This window comes from Phaeobacter sp. CECT 5382 (assembly GCF_001457775.1).
GTDB lineage: Bacteria > Pseudomonadota > Alphaproteobacteria > Rhodobacterales > Rhodobacteraceae > Pseudophaeobacter.
In genome coordinates this window covers 26,592-48,496 of sequence record NZ_CYSG01000013.1, presented here as the reverse complement: position 1 = coordinate 48,496, position 21,905 = coordinate 26,592, and the positions used below count along the sequence as shown (strand labels likewise).

Below are 21,905 nucleotides of genomic sequence, written 5' to 3'. Positions count from 1 at the left end.
GGATCAGGAGACAATGACGGCGGCGATGATAATGGCGATCGAAATGAACAGCATCCCGATCAGTACCGCCAGTGCCATGTTCTGATCTTGCTCGATCTCTTTCATGATCGGAAATGGCGTCAGCCAGTCGACCACCTTCCAGACTGCCCCCATCAGGGCCACACCGACAAAGGTGTAAAACACGGTGCTGATCAGCTCAGCCAGTTGAATTGCAGCAAGATACTCCATCAGAGCCCTCTCTATTTGATACTTCCATTCAATCCCCGCCCAGCGCTGACAGCCCGGATAGAGCGATCCAGATCACGGCTTTCGCCGCCATGCCCCAGGTAGGCCACATAGCTGGTTCCACCGACAGCCGAGGCTGACAGCAGCAAAAAGACCAGGCGAAAAACAGTCATCTCAATCGTCCCCCTCTTCTACCCAGTCACTGCCCCGCCAACGTGCTTTGTAGTGCAAAAACCGACGCATGAGTGGCAGACCGCCAATCACACCAAATCCAAGCCCCAGCAGATACAGCCAATACCCACTGGACACCCCATTGCGAATGGAAACCTCCAGCTGTTGCATGGGACGATCAGTTGGATGCACATCGCTTGAATTCGGCCCCCATAGCCCGCCCTCTTCCAGGGCCAGCGACAGGGAGTAGGTGCCCGCGACAGGTGGAAAGAAGCCAAGCATCGCGTGGTTGCTGCCCTCGCTCCAGCTGCCATCCTTGTCCCGGCCCTGATAATACTCAACCGTACGGCCGGTTTCGAAGAGCAGCTCACCTTCGGGGTCTTCCAGCTCGACTGCGAAATAGCCCCAACTGTTGTGGGCAGATCCCTTCAGGTGCACCCGCGTCAAGCGCCTTGGCTGCACCACCTTAAAGGGCACAGTCACTGGCAGATCTGCAATGTCAAAGCGCTGCGTGCCAAAGGCTGAACTGCCCTGAAAGGCTGACAGCAAGATCCCCAGGACCAAGCAAAGCGCCATCATCAGCAGGCCGGATTTGGTTAGAAACTGAGCGTTGGGGCCGAACTTGGCCGGTTGCAGCGCATGGACACCGCGCGGCGCGCGCGCTGCTGCAAGCCCAAAGGCCTGTTCCGTCGCCCACCAATCCAGATAGACCGTGCGGTAGATTTCGCGCTCTTGTCCGGTCTGTGAAAACGACAGGACCGCATCCTCGGACATGGCAGAGACTGCGGTGGTCTTCTCGCCTGTCTTTGGCGACCAGGTGAATTCCCCTTCGGCAAAGATTACCGAACTGCTGGAGGTCTCATAGTATTTGTAGACCACCCCGCCCGCATGCAGCTTTGGCCGAGTTTCCGCCGTCTCGACCCAGGTCACGGACATCCAGCCCACCGGTTTTCGATAGCGCCGCGAAAAGGTGAGATGGCTATCCTCAAGCGTCAGCCAGGCATAGCCATGGGTGGGGGAAAACAACTGATGATCAACCCAGGTCCAGCGACGCGGGCCCCAGACTTCTTCATGCTCCAACATGCCGATTACGGTATAGTCGACCCCGAACAGCGTGCCGGTCATGCCAATCTTGAAAGGGCTTTCCGGACGGTTTAGCAGATCGAACTTTTGTAGCACCTGATAGTTGTCCAGCGTATCCAATGCGCTGCCGCAATAGGCACAGACATGAGTGGTGACCCGGCCACCGCCCAGCACATCAAGCCCGGCACCACAGGCCGTGCAATTGATGCTCTTCAACTCAGGATTTAGGCTCATGATCGTCTCACCGTGACATCAAACGGGTCGATCCATTGGCCCAGAAACCATTCATATTGCCTGGCTTCGATTTCAGCCGACAGAACACTGCCATCTTCGCCCTGCAGGTTCAGAAAACGATAGCTTTCCCCGACGCTCAACGCATGACCAAAGCTGCCGCGCAGGCCGGTACAGGTTCCGTCTCCCTGCTCGGCCACGGTGAACTCTTCATCCCGGTGGCGCAAAGTGCTGCCAAGGGAGAGGTAGCCATCATATTTCGGCCAATCCTGCCGCGACAGGCTGCGCTGCAGGATCAGGTCGCCTTCGTCCACCGAGATCCAGAAAGCAGCTCCGACGGTATCCGTAGCCCAGAACTCATCCCAGCTACCACGCTCATACGAGAACCGTGCCTGGCCTAAGATGTGATAGTCGATCCCGGCAATCGTGGCGGTGTCACCCAGCCCAAACAGCATTGGCCCATCATGCAGAACTCCCTGCCGCCCGGCCAGACGCAGACCCCCGTCCTGCAACAGCAATGTCGTGCTGCAGGATGTACAGGTGATCATCTTGACGCTGGCCACCGCCGGGCTGACCAACGCGCCGCAGTTTGGGCAATGCAATTCCTTCATGCCCCCAAGTTCAACAGCCAGAACGAGAGTGCAAGCGGGAAAATCCTGCATGTCTCATCACCCCTGGCACATTCCTTGCCTGCCAGCCGCTCACGGCAAACCACAGTAAGAACCACAGTAATCATGGCTTGACGCAGGCGAAATCTGTCCTGTTCAGTGCCAAAGCATGCTGTTTCAGGGCATGTCATCCTATGTATTTCAGACAGGAACTTTTGATGCCCCACCGATTTTCAACCTCTGGCCTGATCCAGGTTTGTCTGGCCTTGCCACTGAGCGGCCTTCTCGCAACTGCTGCACTGGCCGCCTGCGATGACGCCCAGACCACCCGAGAAATGCGCATTTGCGCCGGGCAGGATTTTGACCTTGCTGACGCAGAATTGAACCGCGCCTATAAGGCGGCCCGCCAGTCCATGCATGATCTGGACAGGGATCTGCCGGATACCCTGAGAGGCGCAGAAGATGCCTTGTTGCAGGCACAGCGCGCTTGGATTCCCTTTCGCGATGCCGCCTGCATCGCCGAAGGGTTTCAGTTTCGCGGTGGCAGTTTCGAGCCCCTTATGGTGACGATCTGCAAGGCCGAACTTACCCGCCAGCGCCGGGATCAATTGCGCAGCATGATCGAGGTGAATTAGTTGCCTTTGCGAACCACGCATGGCGGCTATACCCAGGACCCCCTAGCTGGGTCAGCAGTTCATCCCTATGTTGTGTCTCAAGGGAGACAGCAACAAAACAGGAGTGATCTCCAATGGCCCATACCGTCTCACAACATCCCGTCGCCCATGACGTTCTGAGCTTTCTTGCCAAGCCATTCGTGGCCTTTGGCAACCTGCTTGTCGCTATTGGCGAAGCCAACCACCGCGACCAGACGCTGCGCGGTCTGATGGCCCAAAGCGATGCTGAGCTGGCCAGACGCGGTTTGAAACGCGATGAGTTGGTTCACCATGTCTTTTCAGACAGCTATTATCTCTGAAACGAGGCTAGGCTCACTCTGGTTGATATCTTGATATTTAGGCGATCTGTAACGGGTCGCCTTTTGTCCTTTCTGACGTTGACCTAGCCCGGGCATCCCAGGCTGAGTTTTCGGCCTGAGTTCTTAACCCGAGTTTTCTGTGTCCCTTCTCTGACAGAAAACAGGGTCAAAGAAGGGACACAGAGAGCGCCGTAAGACCAGTTGTTCCGCTGATCTCAGCGTCCTATCCGGAAATTCACTTCTGATCCCCAGCTCAAGTCTGCGGCCGATTTTTTCTCGATCTCCTTCCCTCTGCCGCCTTGTATCTGCCGCAGTAAGAACCGCGTTGGGAACAACCCTTTGGAAAAAGCGGAAACGAATATACACCTTGCCTTTTTGTTAGCGCTAACTGTATTGCATAAGAACAGGAGGTATGATTCGGCTACATGGTTTCTCAAAGGGTATTCTTCAATGAACGACGTCTGGACAGAGTTAAACGCTCATCGCAGAAAAACCTCAAAGACCTCGATAGCCGAACTATTCCAGAACGACCCCACCCGGTTCGCCTCTTTCTCTGTTCACAGCGATGGGCTGTTACTGGATTTCTCCAAAACTTCCCTGGATGAAACCGCGCTGGATCTGCTCGTCTCTTTGGCTACGTCCACCGGGTTGGAAGCCAAGATCGCGGCGATGTTTCGCGGCGAGGCCATTAACACTACCGAAAACCGCGCCGCGCTTCATAGCGCCCTGCGCGCCCAGAGCGATCAGCTCCTGTTGGTGGAGGGGCAAGACGTCATGCCCGAGATCCACCACACGCTGCAACGTATGGAAGGCTTTGCCGGCGCTCTGCGCAGCGGCGATTACAGATCGGTAACCGGAGCCAAATTCACCGATGTGGTGAATATCGGCATTGGTGGCTCGGATCTGGGCCCCGTAATGGCGACTCTGGCGCTTAGCCCCTACCACGACGGCCCCCGCTGCCATTTTGTCTCGAATGTGGATGACGCTGACATAACCGGAACCCTCAAAGGGCTGGACCCGCAGACAACCCTGATCATCATCGCCTCCAAAGCATTCACCACGATTGAAACGATGACCAATGCTGATACCGCGCTCAAATGGCTGCGGGCCGATCTCGGGGATCAGGCCGACAGGCATCTTGCCGCAGTTTCCACTGCGCTGGATAAAACTGCGGCCTTTGGCATCCCGCCGGAGCGCGTTTTTGGGTTTTCTGACTGGGTCGGCGGGCGCTATTCGCTTTGGGGGCCTATCGGCCTCCCGGTGCTGATTGCAGTCGGGCGCGACAATTTCCGCGCCTTTCTCAGCGGTGCTGCAGCCATGGATCAGCATTTTCAAACCACCGGCCTGCGCCACAACCTGCCAGTTTTGCTGGGCCTTGTCGGCATCTGGCATAACAACATCTGCGGCTATGCCACCCGCGCTGTTCTGCCCTATGATCAAAATCTGGCACGGCTGCCCGCCTATCTGCAACAGCTCGACATGGAGAGCAATGGCAAGGGTGTTACCCATGACGGCACCCCGGTGAAACGTGCCTCGGGACCGATTATCTGGGGCGAGCCGGGCACCAATGGCCAACATTCCTTTTACCAACTGCTGCACCAAGGCACACATGTAGTCCCTGCTGAATTCCTGATCGCCGCCACCGGTCACACCCCGGAACTGGCGCATCATCATGACCTGCTGAAGGCCAATTGCCTCGCACAATCCGAAGCCCTGATGCGAGGTCGCTCCTCACAGGAAGCCCGTGCTCTGGCCCTGAGCCGGGGCTTTGAAGGCCGCGAACTGGATCGCATGGCTCCGCACCTGACCTTTCCGGGCAACCGGCCCTCTGTCACCCTCGCCTACCCGCAGCTCAGCCCCTTTGCCCTCGGCCAGATCATCGCGATGTACGAACATCGCGTGTTCACCGAAGGCGCCATCTGGGGCATCAACTCCTTTGATCAATGGGGGGTTGAACTGGGCAAAGAGCTGGCGCTCAGCCTGTTGCCGCTGGTGCAAGGGGCCCAGGACCAGAGCAAGGACGGCTCTACGCTGGGGCTGGTGGCCAAACTGACCCCGCCCAAACCTGCAACATAGGGGCGCGCCTGCGGCGCTCCGCTCATTCTAGGATCTGATCTCGTTATGGTTTCCCGCGTCATCCCCGTTGACCCCTTTGATCTGGTTCTTTTTGGTGCCACCGGTGATCTTGCCCGGCGCAAGATCCTGCCCAGCCTGTTTCACCGGTTTCAGATCGGCCAGATCGATGCCCAAAGCCGTATCATCGGCACCTCCCGCAGCCAGCTTGACCGTGCCGGTTTTCAAGATCTTGTCGCCTCGGCGATCCGCGAATTTGGCCAGGCGGGGGAAACTGGCGAGGACGACATCGCAGCATTTGTGCAATTGCTCGACTATGTGCCAGTGGACGCCAAGGGGGATGCCGGTTGGAGCGCGCTAAAGTCACTCTTGCGCCCGGATGTGGTCCGCGCCTTCTATCTGTCGGTAGGTCCCGGCCTGTTTCCTGCGATTGCCAGTCGGCTTAGCTCCTGTGAGATTGCCACGGCAGACAGCCGCGTCGTGCTGGAAAAACCCTTTGGCCATGATTTGGCTTCGGCACAGGCCCTGAACAGTGCCCTTCGGGCACATTTCCAGGAAAGCCAGATCTACCGGATCGATCACTACCTTGGCAAAGAAACCGTGCAAAACCTGATGGCGCTGCGCTTTGCCAACTCCCTGTTTGAGCCGCTGTGGAATTCCACCCATGTGGATCATGTGCAAATCACTGTCGCCGAAAAAATCGGCGTCGAGGGGCGCGGAGAATACTACGATCGCTCCGGGGCGATGCGGGATATGGTGCAAAATCATCTGATGCAGCTTCTGTGTCTCACCGCGATGGAGCCGCCCTCACGGTTCACTCCTAACGCGGTGCGCGACGAAAAGGTCAAAGTGATCGAAGCATTAGAGCCTGTCTCACTGGACAATATCGCCCGCGGCCAATACCGCGCCAGCCCTGGCGGCACCAAACAAGACAGCTATCTGGATCACGCGGGCAATCCAACCAGCACAACTGAAAGCTTTGTTGCCATGAAGGTCGAAGTGGCCAATTGGCGGTGGGCCGGCACGCCGTTTTACCTGCGGACCGGCAAATGCCTGCGGGCCCGCGAAAGCGAGATCGCGGTCTATTTTCGCGACCCGCCGCATAACATCTTTGCAGGCGCGACAGGCGTGCATGGCAATGTTCTGGTGATCCGCCTGCAACCCGACGAAGGCATCACGCTGCGCACCACCATCAAGGATCCCGGCCCCGGCGGCATGCGTCTGACTTCTGCCAATCTGGACATGACCTTCGCCGACTCCCTGCCGGAAGCGGGCCGCCCGCAGGATGCATATGAACGCCTGATCATGGATGTCATTCGCGGCAACCAGACCCTGTTCATGCGCGGCGACGAGGTCGAAGCCGCCTGGGCCTGGGCCGACCCCATTATTGCCAGTTGGGAGCAGTCCGGCGATCTGGCACCACAGGCCTATGATCCCGGCAGCTCTGGCCCAGATGACTCTTTGCTGCTGATGCACCGTGATCACCGCCGCTGGCGGGGCATTGGCACATGACGCTCCGGTCTCCCTCTGTTGGCATTTCTCTTGATGTCACCCATCGTTTGACACCCGAAAGGTCCCTCTGATGCGCTTGAACACTACACTCGCCGAGGTCACCGACCGGATCATCGCCCGCAGCGCACCGACACGCCGCGCCTATCTGGACCGAATGGCAGCCGCGACCGGCAAAGGCCCGGCCCGCGCCCACCTCAGTTGTTCGGGTCAGGCCCACGCCTATGCCGCAACCGGCACCGATCAGGACAGGCTTGCCACAGCCGAGACAGGTCATCTGGGAATTGTCACTGCCTATAACGACATGCTGTCAGCGCATCAGCCGTTCGAGACCTATCCCGCCCTGATCCGCGACGCCCTGCGCAAATCCGGTGCCACAGCACAGGTGGCCGGCGGGGTGCCTGCCATGTGTGACGGCGTCACCCAGGGCGAGGCCGGCATGGAGCTGAGCCTGTTTTCGCGCGACACCATTGCCATGGCCACCGGCATCGCGCTCAGCCACAATGTCTTTGACGCCGCCGTCTATCTGGGGGTCTGCGACAAGATCGTGCCCGGACTGGTGATCGGTGCGCAGGCCTTTGGCCATATCCCCGCCGTGTTTTTGCCTGCAGGGCCGATGACCAGCGGGTTGGCCAATGACGAAAAGGCGCAGATCCGCCAGAAATACGCCGCCGGTGAAATCGGTCGCGATGAGCTGCTCAAGGCCGAGATGGCCGCCTATCATGGCCCCGGCACCTGTACTTTCTATGGCACCGCCAATTCCAACCAAATGTTGATGGAGTTCATGGGACTGCATCTTCCTGGCTCCAGTTTTGTCAATCCGGGCACGCCGATGCGCGAGGCTCTGACGCTGGAGGGGGCCAAACGCGCCCTCAGCCTCAGTGCGCTTGGCAACAGCTACACGCCCGTCTGCGAGGTGCTGGACGAAAAAACCTATGCCAATGGGATCACTGGCCTGATGGCCACAGGGGGTTCAACCAATCTGCTGATCCACCTCATCGCCATGGCGCGGGCCGGTGGAATTATCCTCGACTGGCAGGATTTTGCAGATCTCTCTGACGTGGTGCCGCTCTTGGCGCGGGTCTATCCAAACGGCCTGGCAGATGTGAACCATTTCCACGCAGCGGGCGGCCTTGGCTTCATGATAGGCGAGCTGCTGAACGCAGGCTTTCTGCACGCAGATACCAAAACCGTCGCAGGTGAAGGCCTGGAAAACTACACACAAGAGCCGTTTCTGGGCGATGATGGATTGATCTTTCAACCCGGCACAAAGATCTCACTCAACGAGGCGATCGTGCGTCCCGCCGATGCACCATTTCAGAAAACCGGCGGGCTGAAACGGCTCACCGGCAATCTTGGCACCGCCGTGATCAAAGTCTCTGCCGTCAGCGAAGACCATCATGTGGTCGAAGCCCCGGCTCGTGTCTTTCACGACCAGGACGAGGCCAAAGCGGCCTTCAAGGCTGGCAATCTGACCGGCGATGTCATCGTGGTTGTGCGCTTTCAGGGCCCCAAAGCCAACGGCATGCCAGAGCTGCACAGTCTCACACCGATGCTGGGGATCCTGCAGGGACAGGGCCACAAGGTGGCCTTGGTCACCGATGGCCGCATGTCTGGCGCGTCCGGCAAGGTTCCTGCCGCGATCCATGTCGTGCCCGAAGCGCTGGATGGCGGCACTATTTCCAAGGTGCGCGACGGCGATATCATCCGGCTGGATGCCAAGGCAGGCACGTTGCAGATCCTGACACCCGGCGTAGAGGATCGCGTGGCGATCACCGCAGACCTCAGCGCCTATCAGCATGGCACAGGCCGCGAGATGTTCGGGTTGTTTCGCCGCGCCGTGACCTCTGCTGATACCGGCGCCACAGTTTTTGACCTCCCAGAATCATAAGGAGCGTTGCCCTCATGCCCATCACACCACAGGACGCAAGTAAACGCGCCCGCGAGATTTGTGGGCTGGCCCCCATCGTCCCGGTTCTGGTCGTCAATGACGCCGCAGTTGCCCGCCCTCTGGCCGAAGCTCTGGTGGCAGGTGGCTTGCCCGCACTCGAAGTCACCCTGCGCACCCCTGCCGCGCTGGAGGTGATCCGCGAGATGTCACAGGTCAAGGGGGGCATTGTCGGGGCCGGTACATTGATCACGCCCCAAGATGTCACTGCCGCCGTCGAAGCCGGTGCCCAGTTCGGCGTCTCCCCTGGTGCAACAGATGAATTGCTCGACGCCTGTGAAGAGGCCGACTTGCCCCTGTTGGCAGGCGCCGCCACCGCCACCGAAGCGATGCGGCTTCTGGCGCGGGGCTATGACATGCTGAAATTCTTCCCCGCCGAAGCCTCTGGCGGCGCCCCCGCTCTCAAGGCCATTGGCGCGCCCCTGCCGCAGATCTCCTTTTGTCCCACAGGCGGCGTCAGCCCCAGCAATGCCGCAAGCTACCTGTCCCTGTCCAATGTCATCTGTGCGGGCGGCAGCTGGGTGGCCCCAGCGGATCTGATCGTTGCACGGGACTGGGCCGCGATTGAAGCCTTGGCAAAGGCTGCCTGCCAATTGCGCGAAGCTTGACATCCAGAGCGATTTCTGGTGCGCATTGAACCAATGTTGAATTGGTTCAGACCGACGTACAGGGTGCCTGCATGCAAGACTTCACTACCCGCCCGGAAATTCGCGGCAGCTTTGGCGTTGCCACCTCGACCCACTGGATCGCCTCGGCCACCGGTTTTGGCATTCTGGAACGGGGCGGCAATGCCTTTGACGCGGCCGTCGCCACCGGATTGGTGCTGCAGGTGGTCGAGCCACACCTGAACGGGCCAGCCGGTGATTTGCCCGCGATTTTTCATGTGCACGCCAGCGGCAAAACACAGGTGCTGGCGGCCCAAGGCCCGGCACCAGCAGCGGCAACCATCGCACACTACCGTGCCCAGGGACTGGAGCTGATCCCCGGATCGGGCCTGTTGTCGACCGTCATTCCGGGCGCCTTTGATGGCTGGATGTTGATGCTGCGTGATCATGGCAGCATGACTCTGGCGCAAGTGATGGAAGCGGCTATTGCCTATGCCCGCGACGGCCATCCCATTCTGCCCCGCGTGGCCCATACCATCGCTGGGCTAGCAGATTATTTTGCCCGTGAATGGCCCAGCTCAGCAGCAGTTTGGTGCCCCGGTGCAAAACCGCCCGCACCAAACGCCAACTTCAAAAACCCCGATCTTGCAACCACCTATCAGCGTCTCGTCGATACCGCCGAGGCCGCAGGCAGCGACCGCGTGGTGCAAATCGACGCCGCCCGCAGCGCCTGGGCCGAAGGTTTTGTCGCCGAGGCCATTGGCGAATTTCTGGACGTCGCCAATGTCCATGATGTCTCCGAGCAAAAGAACCGCGCCGTTCTCACTCGTCAGGATCTCGCAGGCTGGCGTGCCGGTTATGAAGAAACGCTGCATTACGATTACCATGGCTGGCGCGTGCACAAGACCCAGTGCTGGTCGCAGGGACCGGTCCTGCTGCAAAGCCTAGCCATCCTGAAGCATTTTGACCTCGCTGCAATGGATCCCATGGGCGCGGAGTTCACCCATACGGTGATCGAGGCGATGAAGCTCTCCTATGCCGACCGCGAGGCCTATTATGGCGACCCCGATCACAGCGCGGTGCCAATGGAGCAGCTACTGTCGGATGACTACAACGCCCAGCGCGCCGGGTTGATCACAGATCAGGCCTCGCTGGAACAACGCCCCGGGCGCCTAGCTGGATTTGAACAGCAGGCAGAGGCCTATATGGCGCGCGCGGCGCGGGATTTCGGCATCACCGACGCCCCGCCTCAAGAGCCAACAATGGCGCATCTGACCGAAAAACGCGGCGATACCGTGCATCTCGATGTGATCGACCGCTGGGGCAATATGGTTTCAGCGACACCCTCGGGGGGCTGGTTGCAGTCCAATCCGGTAGTTCCCGGCCTCGGCTTTCCGCTGAACAGTCGTGCGCAGATGTTTTGGCTTGAGGAAGGTCTGCCGACCTCGCTAGCACCGGGGCGACGTCCACGCACGACCCTGACGCCCAGCCTTGCGGAACACGCCGACGGCAGACAGCTGGTATTTGGCACACCCGGTGGGGATCAACAGGACCAATGGCAGTTGATCTGGTTCCTGCGCTTTGTACATCACGGGTTGGATCTGCAGGCAGGACTGGACGCGCCGCTGTTTCATACGATGCACTTTCAGGGCAGCTTTTTCCCCCGTGCCGCCCTGCCCGGCGAGATGATGATCGAACGCGGAGTAGGCAAGGACGTCATTGCCGATCTGCGCGCCCGTGGGCATATCATCACCGTGGCGGATGACTGGACAGTCGGTCGTCTCACGGCTGCCCTACGCCACCCCGATGGCAGCCTGCAGGCGGCTGCAACACCGCGCCTGATGCAGGCCTATGCGGTCGGACGCTAGATGTTGACCGTTTTTCACAAGCCGCTAGAACAGACTAAAAGGAAAAACCCGCATGTTTGAGACCGAGACCCTGATCACCCTGGCCGCCGTCGCCGCTGGGTCTGGTATTGCGGGCGGCATTCTGGCCGGGCTGCTGGGCGTTGGTGGTGGCATTGTTATTGTCCCCGCCCTTTATCTGGCGCTTTCGCTCACCGGAATGGAGGCCGCGCTGACCATGCAGGTCGCGGTCGGCACCTCGCTGGCAACAATCGTCTTTACTGCGCTGTCATCAGGCTACGGTCACTATCGCAAAGGCGCCATCGACATGGCGCTGCTGAAACTCTGGGCCCCTTCGATCCTGGTTGGGGTGGTCATCGGCGGCATTCTCGGTGGCATTGTGTCGGGCAAGGTGCTGATCGCGGTCTTTGCCAGCGTCGCGGCCCTTGTGGCGCTGGACATGATCTTTCGCAAAGCCGCAGACAGCGCCACACCAAAGAGTTTTTCCAAGCCGGTCTGGGCGGCCTTCGGCGTTGTTGCCGGCGCAATCTCAGCAATGATGGGCATTGGCGGCGGCACCGTCTGCGTGCCCCTGCTTAACTTTCTGGGCTATGACATTCGCAAGGCCGTCGGCACCTCTGCCGCCATTGGCTTTGTCATCGGCGTGCCAGGTGCGCTGATCTACATGGCAACGGGATTTGGCGCCGAAGGACTGCCGCCGTTTTCATTGGGGTATGTAAACTTGTTTTGCGCCGCTGTGATCATCCCGCTTAGCACCAGCTTTGCACGCGTCGGCGTGAAGCTGGCCCATAGCATTCCCCGCCGCGCCTTGCGGCTGGCCTTTGGCCTGTTCCTGATGCTAACCTCCCTGCGTATGTTCAGCGATCTCATCGGGTTTTAGCCTTCTGATGCCTCCAGCCAAACAGAAGCCCTCCAAGTCTGCGTCGCCCCCGTCTGATGCGGTCTCGGCGCAGAATGATCTCGCTGCAATTTTGCGGCGCGACATTGCTGCCGGGGTCTTGAAAAGGGGCGACCGCCTGCCGCCAGAACGAGAAATGGCGCTTCAGTTCGGCGTCAGCCGCGCCCGCCTGCGTCAGGCTCTGGACCAGCTGGAAGGCGACGGGTGCCTGTTTCGTCGTCGCGGTCAGGGCACATTCGTCCAGCCACCGCCCGCGACCGATGCGGCTCGGCTCAAAAGCCTGGCGGGACGTGTTACCGCACAGGAGGTGATGGAAGTTCGGCTAGAAATCGAACCCGCCCTCGCCCGTTTGGCCGCACTGCGCGCAGATGATCAGGCCCGCCGCAAGTTCGCACAGGCTGCAGACGCCACATGGGCTGCGCCCGATCAGGCGGCCTACGATGCCGCCGATGACATCTTTCACTACATGATCGCAGAAATGGCACAGAACCCTCTGTTTCTGACCGTCTACGAGGCAATTCGATCTGTCCGTGCCCAAGCGGGTTGGACGCAGCAGCGCGCCGCCACATATTCTCCTGAAGTGACCGCCCGTCTGGGGCAACAACACCGGGCCCTGGCAGAGGCCATTCTGCGCGGCGACGGCCATGCCGCAACCAATGCCATGCAGACACACCTGCAGTTTGTCGCCATGACCCTGCAAAGTGGCGCACCTGAATCCCGATAAAACGGTGGCTATTCAAAGCCAGTTTTTCCTGACACCGCCCGCCCTTCAAACGAATACGCTGTCAATTTCGCCAGTGGCTATGTGGCCCGTAGAGGGAAGCTGCGGAAACTGGACACTTGGCAGCGACCGGAAACGGGGTTTAACCAAGCCGATTTCGCGAGACTTTGATCCCCTAAACTGCCAGATATTTCTGGCTCACCTCTGGGTGGTGATCAAGATCTGCAAAGCTGTCGTCATAGCGCAACGCGCCTTTTTCGATGATATAGGCCCGATCTGAAACCAGCCGGGCAAAATGCAGGTTCTGCTCTGAAATCAGCACCGACAGACCTTCGCGTTTGAGTTCCGCAATCACAGTGGCCATCTGTTCGACAATCACCGGCGCGATCCCTTCGGAGGGTTCATCCAGCAGCACAAGTTTTGGATTGCCCATCAACGTGCGGGCAATCGTCAGCATCTGCTGCTCGCCACCAGAGAGATGTTTGCCAAGGTTGCGGCGGCGCTCGCGCAGATTGGGGAACAGCACAAACAGGTGTTCAAGCGTCCATTCCGGCGTGTCCGCACGTTTGTCGCGTCGCCCCACTTCGAGGTTTTCTTCGACCGTGAGGCCACTGAAGATGCGGCGTCCCTCAGGCACATAGCCGATCTCGGCGCGACAAGTCACGTGGCTGGAGCGGTCGATGATATCCTGCCCATCATAGCGAATACGCCCGGCTTTGTGTCGCACTATCCCCATGAGCGATTTCATCGTGGTAGATTTCCCGGCGCCCTTGCGCCCCAACAAGGCCACCACCTCGGTTTCCCCAACGGTCAGCGAGATATCATGCAAAATCTGGGCTCGTCCGTAGCGAGAGGTTAGATTTTCGACCTCAAGCATAGCTCGCCTCCTGCTTGGCCTCAAACACCGAACCACCGCCAAGATGGACCTCCTGCACCAGTGGATCGGCCCGGATTTCGGCGCTGATGCCTTCGGCAATCAACTCACCACGGTTGAGCACCAGAGTACGGTGGGAATGGGCAAAGACCACATCCATGTCGCGTTCGGAAAAGGCCGCGCTAACCTTGCCACTGGCGACGATCTTTGCCGTCAGGGCCATCAAGGCAAGCCGTTCCGCGGACGCCATACCAACAGTTGGCTCGTCCATCAGCAAAAGATCCGGCCCATGCGCCAGGGCAATGGCCAGTTCCAGCCGTTCCAGGTCACCATAAGCCAGCTCTGAACAGGAGCGTGCCGCGTGTTCCTGCATCGATACCAGCGCCAACAGCTCTTCGACCTCCTGGAGATAGAGCCGGGTGGCGCGGGCAAACAGATCAAGGCTGCGGCGATGATGCGAGATCAGCGCCATCTGGATGTTTTCCAGCACTGTCATCGACTGAAACGTCTCGGTGATCTGAAAGGTGCGCCCGCCCCCCATGCGCCAGATCTTGCTGTCGCGAATGCCGCGCAGGGTGTAGCCAAAGGGAGAATGAGCGACACGGTGTAAGAACCAAGTATCGCCGATACACAAAACAATGGCCACATAGAAATAGGCCTGATCCGATCTGGCCCATTGGGCAGGCCAGACGCCCAGAATACCATCATCGCCGCCGGTGAAATCCTGCCACTGGAACGTGACTCCCCACAGGATCTGCGCGGCCGCCATGGTGAGCATCGCAAGATAGACCCCTGACAGCCGCACGCAGAACCAGCCAAAGAACAGGGCCACAGCGGCTGCCGCAACCGGGGCTAGGGCCAGGGCGGGTAGCATGCCCAGCCCAAGAACCTTCACGGCCAGTGCAGCCCCATAGGCCCCGACGCCAAAATAGGCGGCATGACCAAAGCTGACCATGCCACCAATCCCCATCATGAAATGCAACGAGACCGCAAAAAGCGCCGCCGCAAGGACAGAGAACCAAAGGCCAAAAACACCAAGGTTCAGCGTGGTGACCAGGGAATAGGCCAGATAGGCCCCCACCATGTAAAAAGAGCCATGGGCGAAATTCACGATCCGCGTGACGCCAAAGATGATCGAAAGACCCGAGGCGATCAGAAACAACGACGATGCATTCGCCAGCCCGGTCAGTAATTGTGCGAAATATTAACCCATGCCGTGCTGTCCCTGCTGTGCTGGCAATCCGCGTCAGAGCGGGCTCCCCGCTCCAACGCTTTTTGTTTTATTGTTCTTGGGTCGTTTTAGTCAGCCGGGCGCAGTTTTGCCGCCTCAGCCTCTGAAGGCAGATAAGCGGCACCATCGGCATAGCTCCAGTCGACCATTTTGGACTTACCATCGACCAGGGCAGTTTTGCCAACATAGGCCACCATAGTGGATTGGTGATCTGCCGCGCGGAACATGAAAGGCCCGGTTGGGCTGGTTTCAATCTGCAAACCGCCCATGGCAGCCAGCAGCGCTTCGGTCTAAGTCGAACCCGCCTTGCACAGGGCTGCTGCAATCGTCAGCACTGAGTTATAGCCCAGGATTGAGCCTGTTTTGGGATCTTCGCCAAACTTTGCCACATAGGCGCTGGCAAAACGTTCGTGCGTCTCGGTTGCAATGTCGGCGCCGGGATAGCCGGTGACGATCCAGCCATCGGGTGTTTCCGCGCCCAGCGGCGTCAGGTATTCCGGCTCCCCCGTCAACAGCGAGACCACGGCGCGGTCTTCAAACAGATAGCGGATCGAGCCTTCGCGCACGAATTTGGCTAGATCACCACCAAAGGTCACGTTGAAGATCGCATCCGAAAGCGGCTCTGATGCCAGGAAAAGCACCTGTTTCTGTTTGGCAAAATCCGCCACCGCAAGGCAATATTGGACAGGAAAGTACCCGAGCAGCAAACGACGCATGCTCATTTTCATTTCTCCTTGTTGGCCCCTTGGGTGTTGCACCTCAGGCGGTTAGACGTTGGATGCTTTTTTCTGTCCGTCTTTGCCGACAGCTTGTGCTGTCGTCATCTCGCCAACACGCGGCAATCGGCGTCCACTATCAACGACGGCGATCGTTGCGGCTGCTCGCGTTCATCGCAAACCATCCTCACCTTTCACGTCCTGCAGCTCCAGCCCACCGGACCGCGAATGGATACGCGCGCCCGTCGTCATCACCAGCACAAATGCCAGCTCATCCGCCCGTGGCGCATCGTTGCAGCCCACCTCCATGGAATCAAAATGACCCCGTACATAGGAGGCGTTGATATGGGTGATCGGCACATCAAGTCTTACGCCCAAACCGCCAACTTTTTTCGACGACGGCACAATGGCATTGGCATCGCCCAATAGCTGGCGCATGGCATAGCCGCCCGGCGCGTGCCAGAGTGCGCCGTGCTCCAGCTCGCCGCTCGCACCAACCAGCGCCCCTTTGCCGTAACCTTCAATCCGGTCAGCACCGCCCAAAAGATCGATCAACCGCCGCGCCATCTCTAGCCCCAGCGGTTTCAAATCTTCCATGAACCCCTGAATACTTGGCTCATAGCCTCCGGAAAATGGGTTTTTGATGATCGCCAGCACCGCGCCGCGCATCAAAGGCTGATTGGCAACGGGACCACCTTCGTGAAAGATCTCTTCAAGCGAGAAAACCGTTTTTCTAACAATGACCTCAGGCATGTAGACATGTCCTATCTGTTACGGTGACCCCTGCACACCCAATGGCATGGGTCTCTCCCTTCAGGAAAAGAGCAGCGGCATGGATATGTCCAGCCCTAACAAGAGACTGCCCCCGCTGACCTCCGACTGCGAGGGCTGACGCAATGTCCAGAGCGGCAAGCAGCGGGCAATAGGGGGTGGCGAGGCCTGCGCCAAGGTCACTGTCAGGGACCACCATGCGAATTCGCTCGCAGGTCACCGTCGCTACGGCTCTGAGTTCATCCCTTTGGCCCTCAAGCGGTATAGTCACCGACCCGCATGGTGAGTTCGATCGGAGTGACCAAGGCCTGCGCCGACACATAGCCCAAAGACGCTGCAAAAAATTTGGGTACATCATCCATCACGGAGATACCACCTGCCCCGAAGTATAAGGCCGCACCGGGTTCTCTTCTACCTGATTGTGGCCCGCATTCGGCCCTCCTGCGACCCATACTACCGCCAGAACTATTTGATGACCGGTACACCTGGGCAGCACACTGGCAAGAGCAGCCTCCAGCCGGAGTTCCCCCTTCCTTTAGGAGTAGGTCCGTGCCACCTGCAACTATGCTCATATCTTGCTTGGCCAAGAGAGAAAGGGCGCCTTCCAGTTCCGTCGAGGTGTGGTATTCCACGAGAGGTCCACTCTCTCGCGGTGCATATTTTCTTGTGCATCCGAGTGACTTATCCGGATCAAAATAATTGTCGACGCGCTTCGTCATCAACTTTCGTGTCTTTTCGTCCGGCCCGTTCCAACCGATCCAGAGCCCTCTGGCGCCCCGCAAACTTTCTTTCAGAAATCCCATTTTCACTTTTTTAATGAACAACCCATAGAGTCACTCAAAACAACTGTATGGTGTAATTAGTTATGTTTCGTACTCTCCCCATCAAAAAGCGGCTGGTTCTTTCCGGCGTAATTTCAATTCTGGCAATTGTCACGTTAGCGACCATTTCGGTATATAGCCTCTGGCAAAGTGAATTGGAGTTGGAGCGCCAGATCGAAATGACCGAGGCGACTCACCACGAACTGACTGCAGATTTGAAGCACGAATCCATGGACGCGCGGGTCATCTACGGGCTGTTGAAGGGCCCGGGGGCTTCTGCGACCAAGCGAGCCTCTATACAGACCGCCCTCGAAGAAGACATCGAGGTTTTCCGCTCCGCTTTGATCGCACTGCGAAACATGGATATATCTCCTGAAATCACTGCGCTGGTAGATCAGACAATACCCTTGGGTGAGGAATTCATTGCTGCCAGCCAGAAGACCCTGCTGATTGGTTTCTCCGGTCGGGATCAGGGTCTCGAGGCGCTGCCCGAGTTTGACCGGACTTTCCAAGCTCTGGATGAAATGCTGCACCCGCTTGGCCGTGAGTTGAAAAAATTTGCTGCTGAATCTGCCCTTGCAGCTCGCGCCCACGATATGCAAATGCTCTACCTTTTGCTGGCAGTCGCCGTGGTTACAATTGCTCTAGTTCTGCATAATGCCCGCAAAGTGACTTTGACGATCACAAGACCAATTGAACGTCTGCGCACTGCCCTGAGAGACGTCGCCGAAGGAGACTTTGGCCTGAAGATCTCTGATCGCATGCGAGCTGATGACTTTGGCGAGATTGCGCATGATATCGATATGATCTCGGAACGTGTTCTCAAAACCCTCGAAGAGCAGAATGTACTGCGGAGCGAAAGCGAGCGTGTGATCACCCGGCTGGGAACCGGTCTTCGCAAACTGTCAGCAGGTGATTTCAGCGACCGGATCTCAGGAACCTTCAACGATGACTATGAATCACTGCGGGTAGACTACAATGAAACCGTCGACAAACTGAACGAGCTGCTGTCACAGGTCGTCCAGTCCAGCAACGGCATTCAGGCGCGGTCCGGAGAAATTCACGGAGCCTCGCAAAACCTGTCGGTTCGCACCGCCAGCCAAGCCGCTACACTCGAAGAAACTGCGGCTGCGTTGGAGCAGATGACGAACAGTGTCAATACCGCCGCCCAGAACACCAAAGACGTCGAAGCAGCCGTGATAGAAGCCCGGGCTGATGTGGAACACAGCGGACGGGTTGTCGAAGGCGCAATCGAAGCGATGAATGAAATTGAGGCCTCTTCTAGCCGCATCTCGCAGATCATCGGCGTCATTGATGATATCGCCTTCCAAACCAACCTTCTGGCTCTCAACGCAGGCGTCGAGGCGGCACGTGCCGGAGAAGTAGGTCGAGGGTTTGCAGTTGTAGCCTCGGAGGTCCGTGGGCTGGCACAGCGCTCTTCTGAAGCCGCGAACGAAATCAAGATCCTGATCAGCACCAGTTCTAAACACGTTCAGGATGGGGTTCAGCAGGTAGATGGCGCCGGTAAGGCACTCTCGGCAGTTGTACGTCAGGTCGCCCATATCTCAGAACTGGTTTCCGGCATTTCCAACGTCTCGGTCGAGCAAGCTAACGGTATCAACGAAGTCAATATCGGTGTCTCTCAGCTGGATCAGGTCACTCAGCAAAATGCGACAATGGTCGAAGACTCCAGCAGCGCAATTCAGTCGATGAACAGCGAAACTCTCGGTCTGAATCAGCTCGTTGGACAGTTTGTGCTGCGCACTGAACACGACGATTTTGATGACGAACTGAACGCCGAAACCGACTACGTTCAAGACGATCACGTCGATCAGCTGGCTAGTGGTTTTTCAACTGACGAGACCATCGCGGAGACCATTGATGACGAGTACATTCTGGGCGATGACGGGCCAATGGTGAAAACAGCCTAAGCCATTTCTCACCCTCCCCTGTGGCCTTGACCCATCGTTTCAAGAAACTTCATAAACCCTGTGTTGCTGAAGTTTCGCTTCCAATACCAGGAACAGGTCAGGTTCTGCGGCTCTATTGACCGACTGAAATAGGTCGCTGATTTGGGACAGTTCAATCCTTTGTTTGGCGGTGACCGAAATAGGTCACCGCTCGGCTTTGTAGCACAAATCGGGTTTTGAACGTACTCCCCCTTTCCCCGGACAGACTTATCCTACGGCCTCTGTGACGGGTATTCCAAGAGCAGTGTAACGGTTGAGCACGGCCATGCGGACTTGGATTTCTGCGACCTGCCGGTCGAAGTCCCGGGCCATGACGCTCTGCCCGAGCTGTTTCACACAATGTATCCTCTGCCCGGCAGGGTTATGCGAAGCATGATCATGATCCCGAGAGGGTCATCTCGACCCTGAGCTACCTCAGGTAGTTAGTCACCCTGAACTCCCTGGGGAGGCGCGGTTTTTCCACACAAATGCCTACAAAGGAGAGAGAACTAACTCCGCTCATTCTAAGAAGGACTTGCCTTCCGAAATGGCAAGAGCTGTAAGGATCAAGCTTATGGCGCGCTTGGAAGCCGAAGGTTGGGTGCCAGAAAAGACAAAAGTCTTGATGCTCACCCACAGCGTGCTTGCCGCCGAGCAGGGCTATCCCGGCATTGCCGAAGTCTTCAAGGGCAGGAATGATCAGTTCGTTAGGAAAGAGGATCCTGTCGTCAAGTTCTCTGCCGAGGTCATCGAGCCAATGTGCGCAGCCTATTTGGCAGGAAATTATGGGGAAATGTTCCAAATTCAAGGGGCCGCCCCATCCATTAAGTGCCATGCAGACAAACTGTCCTGGCGCGCCGATATGGATCAACTCGTCAAACTGCGAAGAGAGGGAAGCATCGGCCAAGTCCTTGATCATCTTAAGAAGACAGGACGACCGGTTCTCGCGTCACGCATAGTAAGGAGGGAGAACGATCTTGATGTACTTAAGGATGAATCGATCCCTCAAGAAATGGGGGCGTTACAAAGGCATGCCGCGTTGCGAGAAGTTCCCTATTCGGAGATCCTTGAAGTTGCGAAGTTCGTTGAGGGGGCCACTCCTTTCGCCACCCAGCACAGCGTTAAAGGTGCCGAGTTCGAGAATGTTCTCGTTGTCTTGGGGGGCGGATGGAACCACTACAACTGGCCCCAATTGCTCGAGTTTTTGGAGACAAAAAAGATACCGAAAAACAAATCCAAAAGTTACTACCGCTCTCGAAACCTGTTCTACGTGTCGATATCCCGCCCAAGGAAACGTCTAGCGGTACTTGCGACCCAGACTATGTCTGAAATTGCGCTGAAGGCAGCGACGCATCTATTTGGGCCAGAAGGGGTTGAAGAACTCCCACTTGATCAATTGAACTAGCCCCTTCTCCCCCCAAACACCTTACAAGCATTCACAGGAAACACAGATTTGAACCGTGATCAGCTCGATGAAATAGTGAGAAAATGCTTGCAAGAGCTTTACAATCAAGATGGGCAGATCCTAGCTCAAGACATCGGTGAGCAAGCAATATGCGGGCGACTGGCAATGCTTATGGCCCCAATGTTCCCTCTATATAGCGTGGACATTGAATACAATCGCAAGGGCCTAGGCCTGGAGCCGAAGGACATCGAAATGCCAGATGAGAACGGCGTATTGACGACCGGTCGAGTTCTTCCAGACATCATAGTGCATGAACGAGGACATAACCTTCGCAACCTCCTGGTCATCGAGGTGAAGAAATCCACCAATCCCATCGGTGATGAACATGACCACGCTAAGCTTCGTGCGCTATGTTGGCAGTTGCGATACCGAAACGGATTGTTCCTGCGATTGTCGACAGGACCAGAAGCTGAATTGGGGCTGGTTCAGCATGAATGGTTCGAGGGGCCAGTGTTTGAGGCCCCCTGAACGGCAGCTCTAGAGGAGCTAAAGCTCTCTGAAAATTTGGCGGATGGCCGCAAAGCGAGGATCGTCCCTTGATCCGACTATTTCCCCATGTGGCAGGGTTACCACAACGCGAGCTGCCTCCAAATGCTTCCACAGTGCTTCCACGGAATTGGTTCCCAAAACGCACAATGCGCCCCTTGGGGCTCTATGCATTTGATATTGTTATATTTTTTGGTTGCGGGAGGTGGAGTTGGACTTTGGCGAACTTTTCTGACTATCGGTGGCTGAGACTTATTCCGAGACCAGCTCTTTGGTATCGTCTTCAGTGCCTTTCTGCTGTTCAGCCTCGCGTTTTGCTTCTTCCTTCTGCTCGCGCAGATCATCTTCAACCCGCTCGAAGACGCCCTCAGGCATAGGGCTGTGTTTTGCGATGCGGCGGCGATTGCCGGCGGTCGCCAGCATGCAGACCTCGTAGTAAAAAACCTCAACGACTTCGGGCTGGTCCTCGGCCAAAAACCCGATCCAATCTTCGATCGTCTCGGCGATCGCCTTGCGGGCGGCCTGTTGTGTGGCCTCGTCCTTTCTGGACATATTCGCCGCGACATTCGCGACCTGGAACACGGCAGCTTGGAGCGCCGGGGTCATCGGAGCCGCAGCGCGGTTCTTACGGGTAGATTTGACGGGCTTGCGGAACATACGTTTGCTCATTTTAGGGTCCTTT

22 protein-coding genes and 1 pseudogene are annotated in these 21,905 nt (G+C 57.8%); 12 read left to right on the top strand and 11 right to left on the bottom strand.

Annotation, left to right across the window (positions count from 1 at the left end; translation table 11 throughout):
• Nucleotides 1-3: 3 nt before the first annotated feature.
• From PH5382_RS14025 to PH5382_RS14010, 4 genes are read right to left on the bottom strand one after another with little or no spacing between them, the layout of a single operon-like run.
• Nucleotides 4-228, bottom strand: coding sequence for a DUF350 domain-containing protein (locus PH5382_RS14025; protein ID WP_058335024.1), 225 nt, complete (start codon nt 226-228; stop codon nt 4-6).
• Between the two features lie 11 nt (nt 229-239).
• Nucleotides 240-398: a hypothetical protein gene (locus PH5382_RS20020; RefSeq protein WP_058335023.1), complete on the bottom strand. Its 159-nt coding sequence runs from the start codon at nt 396-398 to the stop codon at nt 240-242.
• A 1-nt stretch (nt 399) separates the two neighbouring features.
• On the bottom strand, nt 400-1,713 hold the full coding sequence (locus PH5382_RS14015; RefSeq protein WP_058335022.1) for a DUF4178 domain-containing protein: 1,314 nt from the start codon (nt 1,711-1,713) through the stop codon (nt 400-402).
• A complete protein-coding gene (locus PH5382_RS14010; protein ID WP_231751883.1) occupies nt 1,710-2,372 on the bottom strand; it encodes a DUF4178 domain-containing protein in 663 nt (220 codons plus the stop codon). The genes PH5382_RS14015 and PH5382_RS14010 overlap by 4 nt, the downstream gene beginning before the upstream one ends.
• 164 nt (nt 2,373-2,536) lie before the next feature.
• Here PH5382_RS14010 and PH5382_RS14005 point away from each other — a divergent pair, with 164 nt between their 5' ends.
• From PH5382_RS14005 to PH5382_RS13965, 9 genes are all read left to right on the top strand, one after another.
• A complete protein-coding gene (locus tag PH5382_RS14005) occupies nt 2,537-2,953 on the top strand; it encodes a lysozyme inhibitor LprI family protein (protein WP_082645679.1) in 417 nt (138 codons plus the stop codon).
• 113 nt (nt 2,954-3,066) lie between these two features.
• The gene (locus PH5382_RS14000) at nt 3,067-3,291 is read left to right on the top strand and encodes a hypothetical protein (protein ID WP_058335021.1); all 225 of its coding nucleotides are present in this window, start codon (nt 3,067-3,069) and stop codon (nt 3,289-3,291) included.
• Between the two features lie 450 nt (nt 3,292-3,741).
• The gene (gene pgi / locus PH5382_RS13995; RefSeq protein WP_058335020.1) at nt 3,742-5,367 is read left to right on the top strand and encodes a glucose-6-phosphate isomerase; all 1,626 of its coding nucleotides are present in this window, start codon (nt 3,742-3,744) and stop codon (nt 5,365-5,367) included.
• A 45-nt stretch (nt 5,368-5,412) separates the two neighbouring features.
• Nucleotides 5,413-6,876, top strand: coding sequence for a glucose-6-phosphate dehydrogenase (gene zwf / locus PH5382_RS13990; RefSeq protein ID WP_058335019.1), 1,464 nt, complete (start codon nt 5,413-5,415; stop codon nt 6,874-6,876).
• A 70-nt stretch (nt 6,877-6,946) separates the two neighbouring features.
• Nucleotides 6,947-8,764, top strand: a complete 1,818-nt coding sequence (edd, locus tag PH5382_RS13985; RefSeq protein ID WP_058335018.1) for a phosphogluconate dehydratase — start codon at nt 6,947-6,949, stop codon at nt 8,762-8,764.
• Between the two features lie 14 nt (nt 8,765-8,778).
• The gene (gene eda / locus PH5382_RS13980) at nt 8,779-9,429 is read left to right on the top strand and encodes a bifunctional 4-hydroxy-2-oxoglutarate aldolase/2-dehydro-3-deoxy-phosphogluconate aldolase (protein ID WP_058335017.1); all 651 of its coding nucleotides are present in this window, start codon (nt 8,779-8,781) and stop codon (nt 9,427-9,429) included.
• 71 nt (nt 9,430-9,500) lie between these two features.
• Nucleotides 9,501-11,294: a gamma-glutamyltransferase family protein gene (locus PH5382_RS13975; RefSeq protein WP_058335016.1), complete on the top strand. Its 1,794-nt coding sequence runs from the start codon at nt 9,501-9,503 to the stop codon at nt 11,292-11,294.
• Between the two features lie 52 nt (nt 11,295-11,346).
• Nucleotides 11,347-12,171, top strand: coding sequence for a sulfite exporter TauE/SafE family protein (locus tag PH5382_RS13970; RefSeq protein WP_058335015.1), 825 nt, complete (start codon nt 11,347-11,349; stop codon nt 12,169-12,171).
• A gap of 7 nt (nt 12,172-12,178) precedes the next feature.
• Nucleotides 12,179-12,913: a FadR/GntR family transcriptional regulator gene (locus PH5382_RS13965; RefSeq protein ID WP_058335014.1), complete on the top strand. Its 735-nt coding sequence runs from the start codon at nt 12,179-12,181 to the stop codon at nt 12,911-12,913.
• Between the two features lie 172 nt (nt 12,914-13,085).
• Here PH5382_RS13965 and PH5382_RS13960 read toward each other — a convergent pair whose 3' ends face one another.
• The 5 genes from PH5382_RS13960 to PH5382_RS13940 form a co-directional block, all read right to left on the bottom strand.
• Nucleotides 13,086-13,787 carry an ABC transporter ATP-binding protein gene (locus PH5382_RS13960; RefSeq protein WP_058335013.1) on the bottom strand — a complete coding sequence of 234 codons (702 nt, stop codon included), beginning with the start codon at nt 13,785-13,787 and terminating at the stop codon, nt 13,086-13,088.
• The gene (locus PH5382_RS20305; RefSeq protein WP_255354106.1) at nt 13,780-14,964 is read right to left on the bottom strand and encodes an ABC transporter permease subunit; all 1,185 of its coding nucleotides are present in this window, start codon (nt 14,962-14,964) and stop codon (nt 13,780-13,782) included. Before PH5382_RS20305 ends, PH5382_RS13960 begins: the two co-directional genes overlap by 8 nt.
• A 119-nt stretch (nt 14,965-15,083) precedes the next feature.
• A complete protein-coding gene (locus tag PH5382_RS20015; protein WP_197410050.1) occupies nt 15,084-15,242 on the bottom strand; it encodes a hypothetical protein in 159 nt (52 codons plus the stop codon).
• Between the two features lie 63 nt (nt 15,243-15,305).
• Nucleotides 15,306-15,737 carry an ABC transporter substrate-binding protein gene (locus PH5382_RS13945; protein ID WP_058335010.1) on the bottom strand — a complete coding sequence of 144 codons (432 nt, stop codon included), beginning with the start codon at nt 15,735-15,737 and terminating at the stop codon, nt 15,306-15,308.
• Nucleotides 15,738-15,902: 165 nt separating this feature from the next.
• A complete protein-coding gene (locus PH5382_RS13940) occupies nt 15,903-16,484 on the bottom strand; it encodes an amino acid synthesis family protein (protein WP_058335009.1) in 582 nt (193 codons plus the stop codon).
• A gap of 883 nt (nt 16,485-17,367) precedes the next feature.
• On the opposite strand from PH5382_RS13940, the gene PH5382_RS13935 reads away from it, so the two are divergent.
• Nucleotides 17,368-19,254, top strand: a complete 1,887-nt coding sequence (locus PH5382_RS13935; protein WP_058335008.1) for a methyl-accepting chemotaxis protein — start codon at nt 17,368-17,370, stop codon at nt 19,252-19,254.
• 246 nt (nt 19,255-19,500) lie between these two features.
• Here the strand turns inward: PH5382_RS13935 and PH5382_RS19775 are convergent.
• A pseudogene (locus tag PH5382_RS19775) lies at nt 19,501-19,641 on the bottom strand (IS5/IS1182 family transposase); the annotation flags it as partial.
• 205 nt (nt 19,642-19,846) lie between these two features.
• Between PH5382_RS19775 and PH5382_RS13925 the strand changes: the two are divergent.
• On the top strand, nt 19,847-20,677 hold the full coding sequence (locus tag PH5382_RS13925; protein ID WP_156414918.1) for a hypothetical protein: 831 nt from the start codon (nt 19,847-19,849) through the stop codon (nt 20,675-20,677).
• A 48-nt stretch (nt 20,678-20,725) separates the two neighbouring features.
• Nucleotides 20,726-21,205, top strand: coding sequence for a hypothetical protein (locus tag PH5382_RS13920; RefSeq protein WP_058335005.1), 480 nt, complete (start codon nt 20,726-20,728; stop codon nt 21,203-21,205).
• 270 nt (nt 21,206-21,475) lie between these two features.
• Here the strand turns inward: PH5382_RS13920 and PH5382_RS13915 are convergent, their stop codons facing one another.
• On the bottom strand, nt 21,476-21,892 hold the full coding sequence (locus tag PH5382_RS13915) for a hypothetical protein (protein ID WP_156414917.1): 417 nt from the start codon (nt 21,890-21,892) through the stop codon (nt 21,476-21,478).
• Nucleotides 21,893-21,905 lie beyond the last annotated feature (13 nt).

Excerpts from the sequence above, each read along its gene's own strand:
- edd (WP_058335018.1), top strand. The coding sequence starts at position 6,947 with ATGCGCTTGAACACTACACTCGCCGAGGTCACCGACCGGATCATCGCC.
- PH5382_RS14015 (WP_058335022.1), bottom strand. The coding sequence starts at position 1,713 with ATGAGCCTAAATCCTGAGTTGAAGAGCATCAATTGCACGGCCTGTGGT.
- PH5382_RS20020 (WP_058335023.1), bottom strand. The coding sequence starts at position 398 with ATGACTGTTTTTCGCCTGGTCTTTTTGCTGCTGTCAGCCTCGGCTGTC.
- PH5382_RS13945 (WP_058335010.1), bottom strand. The coding sequence starts at position 15,737 with ATGAGCATGCGTCGTTTGCTGCTCGGGTACTTTCCTGTCCAATATTGC.
- PH5382_RS13935 (WP_058335008.1), top strand. The coding sequence starts at position 17,368 with ATGTTTCGTACTCTCCCCATCAAAAAGCGGCTGGTTCTTTCCGGCGTA.
- PH5382_RS13915 (WP_156414917.1), bottom strand. The coding sequence starts at position 21,892 with ATGAGCAAACGTATGTTCCGCAAGCCCGTCAAATCTACCCGTAAGAAC.
- PH5382_RS13965 (WP_058335014.1), top strand. The coding sequence starts at position 12,179 with ATGCCTCCAGCCAAACAGAAGCCCTCCAAGTCTGCGTCGCCCCCGTCT.
- eda (WP_058335017.1), top strand. The coding sequence starts at position 8,779 with ATGCCCATCACACCACAGGACGCAAGTAAACGCGCCCGCGAGATTTGT.
- zwf (WP_058335019.1), top strand. The coding sequence starts at position 5,413 with ATGGTTTCCCGCGTCATCCCCGTTGACCCCTTTGATCTGGTTCTTTTT.
- PH5382_RS13940 (WP_058335009.1), bottom strand. The coding sequence starts at position 16,484 with ATGCCTGAGGTCATTGTTAGAAAAACGGTTTTCTCGCTTGAAGAGATC.
- PH5382_RS14005 (WP_082645679.1), top strand. The coding sequence starts at position 2,537 with ATGCCCCACCGATTTTCAACCTCTGGCCTGATCCAGGTTTGTCTGGCC.
- PH5382_RS20015 (WP_197410050.1), bottom strand. The coding sequence starts at position 15,242 with ATGTTCCGCGCGGCAGATCACCAATCCACTATGGTGGCCTATGTTGGC.
- PH5382_RS13975 (WP_058335016.1), top strand. The coding sequence starts at position 9,501 with ATGCAAGACTTCACTACCCGCCCGGAAATTCGCGGCAGCTTTGGCGTT.
- PH5382_RS13970 (WP_058335015.1), top strand. The coding sequence starts at position 11,347 with ATGTTTGAGACCGAGACCCTGATCACCCTGGCCGCCGTCGCCGCTGGG.
- PH5382_RS14000 (WP_058335021.1), top strand. The coding sequence starts at position 3,067 with ATGGCCCATACCGTCTCACAACATCCCGTCGCCCATGACGTTCTGAGC.
- PH5382_RS14010 (WP_231751883.1), bottom strand. The coding sequence starts at position 2,372 with ATGCAGGATTTTCCCGCTTGCACTCTCGTTCTGGCTGTTGAACTTGGG.
- PH5382_RS13960 (WP_058335013.1), bottom strand. The coding sequence starts at position 13,787 with ATGCTTGAGGTCGAAAATCTAACCTCTCGCTACGGACGAGCCCAGATT.
- PH5382_RS13925 (WP_156414918.1), top strand. The coding sequence starts at position 19,847 with ATGGCGCGCTTGGAAGCCGAAGGTTGGGTGCCAGAAAAGACAAAAGTC.
- pgi (WP_058335020.1), top strand. The coding sequence starts at position 3,742 with ATGAACGACGTCTGGACAGAGTTAAACGCTCATCGCAGAAAAACCTCA.
- PH5382_RS14025 (WP_058335024.1), bottom strand. The coding sequence starts at position 228 with ATGGAGTATCTTGCTGCAATTCAACTGGCTGAGCTGATCAGCACCGTG.